This window comes from Micromonospora sp. I033 (assembly GCF_053890995.1).
The window spans coordinates 1-9049 of record NZ_JBSSLX010000224.1 but is presented as its reverse complement, the minus strand read 5'-3'; the positions used below and the strand labels follow the sequence as shown (position 1 = coordinate 9049).

The following is a 9049-nucleotide window of genomic DNA, read 5'->3' as shown; positions in this document are numbered from 1 at the left end:
AGCGACCGGGAAGCCGCCGGAGGTGTTCGGGTCCGGCCCGTCCTGGGTGACCAGCTCGGCGGGGATCAGCACCACGGCCGTCGTGCCCCCGTACGCCGATTCCTTGAGCTGCACCTTCACCCCGTGCCGCTCGGTGAGCCGGCTGACCACGAAGAGGCCGAGCCGGGCGGCGTTGGCCAGGTTCAGCTCGGACCGGTCCACGATGCGCCGGTTCGCGGCGGCCAGCTCCTCCGCGCCCATGCCGAGGCCGCGGTCCTCGATCTCGATGGCGAAGCCGTTGGCCACCAGCTGGCCGCGTACCTCGACGGTGGTGTGCGGCGGCGAGAAGGAGAGGCCGTTCTCGATCAGCTCGGCCAGCAGGTGGATGACGTCGCCGACGGCCCGACCGGTCAGCGACACCGGGCCGAGCGGCCGCACGGTCACCCGGGTGTAGTCCTCGACCTCGGCGACGGCGCCGCGCACCACGTCGACCATCGGCACGTTGCGCCGCCACGCCCGACCCGGCGTCGAGCCGGAGAGCACGATCAGGTTCTCCGCGTTGCGCCGCATCCGGGTGGCCAGGTGGTCGACGCGGAACAGATCCTCCAGCTCCTCGGCGTCGTGCTCCCGGCGTTCCATCGCGTCGAGCAGGGTGAGCTGGCGGTGCACCAGCGCCTGGGTGCGCCGGGCCAGGCTGAGGAAGACCTCGCGGACGTTGCGGCGCAGCTCGGCCTGCTCGACGGCGGTCCGGATGGCGGTCTCCTGCACGGCGTTGAACGCCTTGCCGACCTGCCCGATCTCGTCGTCACCGGTCTGCAGCGGCGGCGCCTCGCGGGCGACATCGACCTCCTCGCCGTGGCCCAGCCGCTCCACCACGCTGGGCAGCCGCTCGTTCGCCAGCCGGAACGCCGCCTCGCGCAGCCGTTCGAGCTGCCGGACCAGCGCCCGGGCGGTGGTGATGGACACGATGACGGACGCGATGACCGCGATCAGGCCGAGGCCGGCGGCGAGCACCAGCCGGACGATGACGCCGACGGCGACCGGGGTGGCCCGGGACACGATGTCCTCGCCGCCGGCGATGATGACGCCGCGCAGGTCCTCCATCGACCGGCTCGCGGCGGCCTGCCAGGCCGTGGCGGTCACCGGCGGGCGGACCTCGGTGCCCTTGGCCGCGAGCACCCGGTCCTGGAGGGCGCGCAGCTGCCGGAACGACTCCCCTTCGGTCATCTGCTGGTAGCGCGCCCGGTCGGTCGGGGCGAGGTCGCGGGCGGTCCGGTCGGCGAGGAACCACTGGGCGCCGACCAGCCGGGCGAAGGCGGTCTGCTCGGACACGGTCATCCGGTTGGCGGCCACCGCGCCGGTCAGCAGCGCGTCCTGCTGGGACAGCAGCTCCCGGGCCCGGTTCAGGTTGATCAGCGCGGCGGTGTCCCGGGCGATCTCGTCGTCGTCCAGACCGCCGAGCGCGTCGAAGACCCCGAAGATGGCGTCGACCGCCTCGTTGTACGCGGCCAGCGTCGCGGTCCGGTCGATGGTCTTGCGGGCCACCTCGGCGCGTACCTCGCCGAGCTGCTCGACCTGGGTCTTCAGCTCGGCGATCCGCTGCTCCAGCTCGTTGCTGGCCGGGATCTCGGTGCGCCAGTCCTGCGCGGAGCGCCACAGCGTCGCGGCGCTGTCGTCGGTGCGCTGCCGCTGCGCGACCAGCTCCTGGAGCTGGTCCGGGTCGGACTGTCCCAGGTACAGCAGCGACAGCCGCCGCTCGTTCTGAAGCTGGAGCAGCAGCGGGTCGCTCGGCTCGAAGACCCGCGTGTTGAGCGCCTGCACACCGAGCAGGTTGAAGCCGTCCCGGACGGTCACCCACGCGGCGAAGGCCCAGAGCGCGATCAGGGACGCCAGCAGGGCGATGATCTTCGTACGGAGATTCGTACTGCGGGAACCCATCACACCGTCCTGGCCCGGTATTCGATCAGTCCGAAATCCGATCGACTCCGGCGCACGCTAGCAGCCGTCGTGAACTCCATTCAAGCGATCCTGATCATGGTGTTGCCGACCCCGGTCGACATGCCGTCTGACCAGGACGCGGCCAGCACGGCCGCGTGCACGATCAATGTCGGACGGTAAAGGTCCTTGTCGTGCCACAACGCCGGCCCGCGGGCGCGTCCGTCCCACTCGGACAGTCGGCGCCGTCCCCGCCCGAGCGCCGCGGCGACCCGGGCGTCCCCCGTCCGACCGGTGGCGGCCAGCGCGAGCACCGCGTACGCGGTCTCCTCGGCGGTGCCGCCCCACCGCCCCCAGGAGCCGTCCGCGCGCTGGGTCTCCAGCAGCCAGCCGACCCCCCGCTCGACCGCGGCCCGGGCCGTCGCGTCGGAGGCGTGGTCGGCGAGCGCGAGCAGCACGCAGTACGTCGCGTAGTACGCCGACGCGTGCCAGCGGTCGCTCCACCGCCCGTCCGGCTCCTGCCGCTCGACCAGCCAGCGGGCGACCCGGTCCACGGTGGCCGCGACGCCGGGGTGGGTGGGGTGCTGCGCGAGGGCGTCGAGCACGTGCGCGTTGGTGGTCACCGACGCCCCGTCCTCCCCCGGCCAGGTGCAGAAGTGCCGCCCGGTGTCGTACGGGTCGAGCCGGGACAGGTCCAGCGGCCGGCCCAGCCGGGCGAGCGCGTAGAGGGTCACCGAGGTGGTGTCGGCGTCGGCGGGCAGTCCGGGACCGGTGGCCGCGCCGGCCACGCCGACGGCCGCCCGCAACTCGGCCACGAGCGACCCGGGGACGGTCAGCGGCACGCCGGCCCGGGCCAGGATGCCGAGCACCCAGGCGCGCTCGAAGACGGTGATCGGGCTGGCGCACGGGACGGGCCCGCGCCCGCCGACCCGGCGCAGGTAGTCCAGGGCGGGTCCGGGATCGGGGCGGCCGAGCCAGGCGGCCGTCGCGGCGGGCGAGGCACCGACCGCGCCCGCCTCGGCGGGCCGTACCCCGGTCGCCCGGCGGGCCTGGTCGCCGCCCACCTCCAGGGCGTGCGCCAGCTTCTCCGGCACCGGTCGGCCGGCGGCCAGCAGGCCGCGTACCCGGGCCAGCCGGCCCGGATCGAGACCGGCGGGCAGCGGCAGCCGCACCCCGGCCCACTCGGCCAGCCCGGCCGGGGGTTGCGCGAGGTGCCGGTCGACGGCCTCCCGCAGCGCCGGCACGATCAGGTCGGTGGCGGGCAGGTCGGGCGGGGCGCCGGCGTCGAGGGCGCCGGCCAGGAAGGCCAGGCCCCGGTGCGCCGCGCCGGCCAGCGCCGCGGCGGTGCCGTGGTCGCCCCGGCGCAGCACGGTCAGCAGCGCCTCGGTGGCGCTCAGGGTGGGCACCAGGGCGTACCCGCCGGGGCCGCCCCAGCCGCCGTCGGCGCGCTGCCGGTCGAGCAGCCAGGAGACGCGGACGTCGTGGCCGGGCAGCCAGGGCGCCAGGCCGACCAGCCGGCCGGTCTCGTAGACCGACGCGGAGGTCTCCCCCGCGGGGTTGGCCACCATGGCCGCGACCAGGTCCCGGACCTGCTCGGCGCGCCGGTCGTCGGGGCAGGTGAGCGGCGCGCGACCGGCGGTGAGGCTCACCGGACGCCCCAGAAGTCGGTGAGCCGGTAGAACCCGCTGGTGAAGCCGAGCTGCCGGGCGAGGAAGTCGGCCTGCCGGGGGCAGTCGGGGGCCAGGTCGGCCAGCAGCCGCCGGCAGTGGCCGGCCTGTTCCGTCAGGCGTCGCTCGATCTCCGCCGGTTCGTCCACCAGCATGAGCGCGTTGAGGTCGCCCCACTCCCGGTCGCGCTGGTGGGTGCCGAGGTCGTTGACCAGCCGCAGGGCCCGCTGGACCTCGTCGCTCGCCGCGATCAGCCGGGGCAGCGCGCGGTGTGTGCCGGCGTCTCCGGTGTGGATCCAGTGCGCCACGTTCACCACGGTGGCGGCGAGGTTGTCGGCGTTCGCCAGGTAGTCGGCGAGGGTGGGTCGGTCGGCCTGCTTCCAGTCCCACTCGCGGGCCATCGCGTCGAGGGTGCGTTCCATCGCGTCCCGCCACGGCCCGCGCAACTCCGCGTAGCCCGGGCTGGCGGCGAGGTCGTCGCGCAGCTCGGCGAGGAACCGGCCCAGCGGGTCGTCGGGCGCGGCGCCGTCGACCACGGCGAGGCAGGTCTTGACGATCCGGTCGACCTCCGACCGGGAGGCCGCCAGGTGGTCCACCTGCCAGTCGACCGCGAAGCCCCAGAGCACGGCGCGGTTGGTCACCGCCAGCTCCTCGGCGGTGCACCAGGGGGCGCTGAACGACATCGCGAGGGCGATGCTGCTGAACAGCGTCGCGTCGAAGGGCCGGCCGGGAAACAGCTCGGCGTGCCGGGCGGCACACCGTTGCAGGTCACGCTGGCCCCGGGCGGCGAGCGCGCAGATCCGCCCCTGCTCCGCCGCGGCGGCGACCGGATCCGGTACCTCCCCGCCGGTCATGCCGGCTCCGCCCGGCGGTCGGCGGCGAGCAGGGTCAGCTCGACCCGCTCCCGGGGCCGCAGCGCCGCGGCCAGCCGCAACCCGGGTACGCCGGGACGCCGCAGCCGGAAGCGGTAGCGGCTGAGCATCGTGGCGAGGATGAGCTGCGCCTCCAGGTAGAACAGGTACATCCCGAGGCACTGGTGCGGGCCGCCACCGAACGGGAAGTGGGCGTACCGGTGCCGGGCGCGCACCCGCTCGGGCCGGAACCGTTCCGGGTCGAACTCCTCCGGCCGGTCCCAGAACTGCCGCATCCGCTGGGTGATCAGCGGGCTGGCCACCATGGTCGCTCCGGCCTCGATGGGCACGCCGTCGATGACGTCGGCGGCCACCGCGCGGCGCGGGATGATCCAGCCGATCGGGTAGAGCCGGAGCAGCTCGTCCAGGACCATGCGGGTGTAGGTGAGGTCGGCGAGGTGCTCGCGGCGCACCGGTTCGCCGCCCACCACCCGGTCGATCTCGGCGTAGAGCCGGTCGGCGACGTCGGGGCGCTGCTCCAGGTGGGGCCAGGCCCAGGTGAGCACGTTGATGGTGGTCTCGGTGGTGGCCGCGAACATGGCCACGGTGTCGTTGCGGACCTGCCGCTCGTCGAGCTGCCGGCCGTCGTCGGTGCGGGCGCGCCAGAGCGTGGAGATGATGTCGTCGCCCTGGTCGGCCACGGCCCGGGTCGCCCGGACGATCGGCACCAGCACCTCGTCGACGACGCGGACCGCGCGGCGGAACGGGCGGTCCCCCGGCATCGGCAGGGACAGTGGGGCGAACGGCACGATGATCCGGGGGATCACCGCGGAGGCGATGACGTCCTGCGCGTCGATCACCCGCAGCGCGTCCGGAACGGAGATCTTGTCGGCGAAGAGCACCCGCATGATCGCCCGGCTGACGATCCGGGCCTGCTCGGCGCCGATGTCGACGGGGCGTCCGCTCCGGAACGGCTCGTCCAGCTCGTCGACGGCGTCGCGGATCGCGTCGGCCATGCCGTCGATGAGCGCCTCGACCCGCTTGGCGGTGAACATCGGCTGGAGCATCCGGCGGCTGGCCGACCAGATCTGCCCCTCGCCGAGGATGCCCTCGCCGAACAGCCGCTTCACCGGGCGCCAGAACAGCCCGTCGCCGGCCCGCTCGTAGTTCTCCGCGCGGTCGCGCAGCACGTGCTGGACGTGCCGGGGGTGGGTGACCAGGTACGGGCGGAACGAGCCGAGGTTCAGCCGGACGAGCGCGCCCCCGGTGCGGTTGCCCACGTCGATGAGCGCGCGGGCCGGGTCGCGGAGCATGCCGGGCAGGATCTGCCGCAGGGGTACGGGGCGGGGCCGCCCGGTGGGCCGGGGCCTGGCCGGCGACTCGTCCACGTGAATGGCTCCCTCAGTTGTACCCAGGGTCGCGAGGTCGTCATGACCCGTGACGTTGCCCGCGAGCATGCCATCCTGAACGACGGATCAAAAGACGGACCGGAAAATATCTCACTGCAGAACAATCCCGCTGTCGACAATGGAGCCGGTGGGATTTGCGTCACGCCGAAAGGCTTCCGGCGTGGGGCCTCCGTCCACCATGGAACGTGCTGCCGGCTCCCGGCGCAGGTCCGTCCGCACGGACCGTCGACCACCGGCCGCGACCGGCCCGGGCCGCCCCCCGCCCGGCGGGCGGCCCCGGGCGATCAACTCCCGCCGGCCGACTGGGGAGAACGCGGGCGCGTGACCGCCCCCTGTGCCAAGCTTCGGGCATGGACGACAAGACCATCCTGAGCCGGATCTCCGAACTCGTCGACGAGGAGCACCGGCTGCGCGCCGCCGCGCAGGAACACGAGGCCGGCACCGACGACGAGGCCCGGGAGCGGCTGCGGGCATTGGAGGAGTCCCTCGACCAGTGCTGGGACCTGCTCCGCCGCCGCCGGGCCGCCCGCCAGGCGCACGGCGACCCGGACGCCCAGGGCCAGCGCCCCGTGACCGAGGTCGAGCGCTACCTCCAGTGACACCCGGCCGGCTGCCGGCCGCGCGCCGCGTCCCGGGCGGGACCGTTTCCCGCCCGGGACGCGGCGTGGTCAGCGGAGGCCCGCCTCCCGCAGCAGCACCTCGGTCAGCGCCTCCGGGTCGGTGTCGGGCAGGCCGCGGGCGGCGAACCAGGTGCCGACCACCCGCACGTCCCGGGCCAGGAACTCCGCCCCCTGCGGGTTGGCCACCACGTCGACCACCTGCGGCAGGTCGATCATGACCAGCCGCCCGGCGTGCACCAGCAGGTTGTACGGGGACAGGTCGCCGTGGGCGTACCCGGCACGGGCCAGCACCACCAGGGCCTCGACCAGTTGCTCCCACAGGTCGCGCAGGTCGGCGCCCTCGGGCCGGAGCTGGGCCAGCCGGGGCGCGGCCTCGCCCGCCTCGGCGTCCCCGACGAACTCCAGCATCAGCTCGGTGCCGAGCAGCTGCACCGGGTAGGGCACGGCGATCCGCCCGGAGGCGGCGCCGATCTCCCAGAGCCGGGCGAGCGCGGCGAACTCGGCCGCCGCCCACTGCCCGGCGATCATCTGGCGGCCGAACGAGGTCCGGCCGGCCATCGCCCGCATCTCCCGGGACCGGCGCACCCGGCGTCCTTCGAGGTAGCCGGCGTCGCGGTGGAAGAGGCGGTGCTGGGGGTCCCGGTACCGCTTGGCGGCCAGCAGGCAGCCGCGGTCGGTGTCCGGCACGGCCCGGCGGACCAGGTGGACGTCCGCCTCCTTGCCGGTCTTCAGCACGCCCAGCTCGGTGTCCTTCGCGGCCAGCTCGGTGACCAGCCACTCCGGGTGGGGTGCGGGCCCGTGGACGGCCTGGTCCCAGGAGGACCAGGCGTCCTCCGCGTCCGGCTCGGCGTCGGGGTCGGCGAGGGCCGGCTCGGCGTGCCGGCCCCGCTTCAGGAAATGGGGTTCGTCGTCGTCGAAGCGGCTCTTGCCGCGGCCACGGCGCTGCGGCGCCGGGAAGTCGTGATCGCGCACGGGTGGATCGGTCCTTCGATCGAGGCTGGTGGAGGCAGGTGGTACGACCCTGCAAAGACGGCCATGACCGACCTCCTCTCCTCGACCGGGCACCGCCCGGCTGCGCCCTCGCGCCGCACCATGGTCACGGGCGGCCCCGGGCGGGTCAACCGAATTACCGCCTCAGCCGGCCAGCACCGCCGCCACCGCGGCGATCAGCCCGTCCGCCGTCCGGGTGGGCGCGAAGCGGGCGTCCGACCAGCGGCGCCCGCGGTGCAGCCAGACGCTGGGCAGCCCGACGGCGGTCGCCCCGCCGATGTCCGCCTCCGGGCTGTCGCCGATCACCCAGGCACCCCGCAGCGGCATCCGGGCCCGCTGGGCGGCCAGCGCGAAGATCCGCGGGTTGGGCTTGCTGACGCCGGCCTCCTCGGAGATCACCCAGTCGGCGACGTACCGGTCCAGCCCGGTCCGGCGGATCTTGGCGTCCTGCTGGCGGGAGGTGCCGTTGGTGACCACCACCGGCACCCAGCCGGCGTCGTCGGCGATCCGCAGCGCGCAGGCCACCAGGGGGTCCAGCCTGGTGAACGCCACGACGCCGTCGTGCAGCTCCTCGACCAGGTCGATGGAGGGCATGCGCAGCCCGTAGCGGTCCCGGATGGCGTCCGCGACGTCCCACCGGTCGGTGAGGCCGTCGGCGTCCACCGAGAGCAACCAGTCGATGTCGGTGGGCGGCGCGCCGATGCTGCCCAGGAACTGTTCACCCCAGGCCCGGAACGGCCCCTCGCGGTCGAGCAGGGTGTTGTCCAGATCGAGCAGGAGCAACGGCACGCGCGAACCCTACGGGACCGGGGTGCGCCACCGACAGGCCCGTGGGCACCACACCGTCCGTCAGCCGACGAGCGTCGTTCGGGCGAGGCCCTGGTCGGGCAGGCGGTCGGCGAGCATGGTGTGGGCCGCCCGGGTGGCCGCGAGGGCGGCCGGGTCGAGGGTCGCCACCAGCACGTCCTCGCCGGTGTCCGCGCCCCGGGCCAGCGGCCGGCCCTCCGGCTCGTAGATCGCGGCCCCGCCGTTGAAGCGCCACGGGTCCGCGCCGCCCACGGCGTTGGCGAAGACCACGTACATCGTGTTGTCCAGGGCGCGCGCGGCGTAGTAGAGGTCGCGGCGGTGCTCGGAGCCGGCCAGGTAGCCGCTCGGGCAGAGGTAGCCGTGCGCCCCGTCGTGGGCCGCCGCCCGGCCGTGCTCCGGGAAGCAGCCGTCGTAGCAGATGCCGAGGCCGAGGTGCCAGCCGTCGACCAGCAGCGTGGCACCCCGCCGGCCGGGCTCGAACAGCTCGCGCTCGCCGCCCCAGAGCTGCTGCTTGTCGTACCCGGCGGTGACCGCGCCGGTGGGGTCGACCACCAGCGAGGAGATGGTGCGCCGCCGGTCGGGGTGGCGGACGGCCGCACCGATCACCACGCTGGCCCCGCCGTCTCGGGCGGCCGCGCGCAGCGGGTCCAGCCGCGGGTCGTCGACCCGGCCCTCGGCGTCGGCGGCCACGTCGGTGCCGGTCGGGTCGGCGCCCAGGGTCGGCGGGTGGTACGCGGGCAGGAACAGCTCGGGCAGCACCACCACCCGGGCGCCGGCGGCCCGGCCGACGA

8 protein-coding genes are annotated in these 9049 nt (G+C 74.8%); 1 reads left to right on the top strand and 7 read right to left on the bottom strand.

What is annotated here, in order from left to right:
- From ACW0Q9_RS26165 to ACW0Q9_RS26150, 4 genes are all read right to left on the bottom strand, one after another.
- The coding region (locus tag ACW0Q9_RS26165) for a nitrate- and nitrite sensing domain-containing protein (protein ID WP_456185712.1) at window positions 1-1917 on the bottom strand (1917 nt) is incomplete at its 3' end.
- A gap of 80 nt (window positions 1918-1997) precedes the next feature.
- Window positions 1998-3563: a prenyltransferase gene (locus ACW0Q9_RS26160; protein ID WP_456185710.1), complete on the bottom strand. Its 1566-nt coding sequence runs from the start codon at window positions 3561-3563 to the stop codon at window positions 1998-2000.
- Window positions 3560-4435 (bottom strand): terpene synthase family protein, encoded by an 876-nt coding sequence (locus tag ACW0Q9_RS26155; protein WP_456185708.1) that lies wholly within the window; start codon window positions 4433-4435, stop codon window positions 3560-3562. The genes ACW0Q9_RS26160 and ACW0Q9_RS26155 overlap by 4 nt, the downstream gene beginning before the upstream one ends.
- Window positions 4432-5820, bottom strand: a complete 1389-nt coding sequence (locus ACW0Q9_RS26150; RefSeq protein ID WP_456185706.1) for a cytochrome P450 — start codon at window positions 5818-5820, stop codon at window positions 4432-4434. Before ACW0Q9_RS26150 ends, ACW0Q9_RS26155 begins: the two co-directional genes overlap by 4 nt.
- Window positions 5821-6191: 371 nt before the next feature.
- Here ACW0Q9_RS26150 and ACW0Q9_RS26145 point away from each other — a divergent pair, with 371 nt between their 5' ends.
- Window positions 6192-6440, top strand: coding sequence for a DUF2630 family protein (locus tag ACW0Q9_RS26145; protein ID WP_456185704.1), 249 nt, complete (start codon window positions 6192-6194; stop codon window positions 6438-6440).
- Window positions 6441-6509: 69 nt separating this feature from the next.
- Here the strand turns inward: ACW0Q9_RS26145 and ACW0Q9_RS26140 are convergent, their stop codons facing one another.
- The 3 genes from ACW0Q9_RS26140 to ACW0Q9_RS26130 all read right to left on the bottom strand — a co-directional run.
- On the bottom strand, window positions 6510-7433 hold the full coding sequence (locus ACW0Q9_RS26140; protein ID WP_456185702.1) for a serine protein kinase RIO: 924 nt from the start codon (window positions 7431-7433) through the stop codon (window positions 6510-6512).
- Window positions 7434-7595: 162 nt separating this feature from the next.
- Entirely contained in the window at window positions 7596-8240 is a 645-nt protein-coding gene (locus ACW0Q9_RS26135) for an HAD family hydrolase (RefSeq protein WP_456185700.1), read from the bottom strand.
- A 60-nt stretch (window positions 8241-8300) separates the two neighbouring features.
- Window positions 8301-9049 (bottom strand): carbon-nitrogen hydrolase family protein (locus tag ACW0Q9_RS26130; protein ID WP_456185698.1); only part of this gene is annotated, 749 nt, incomplete at its 5' end.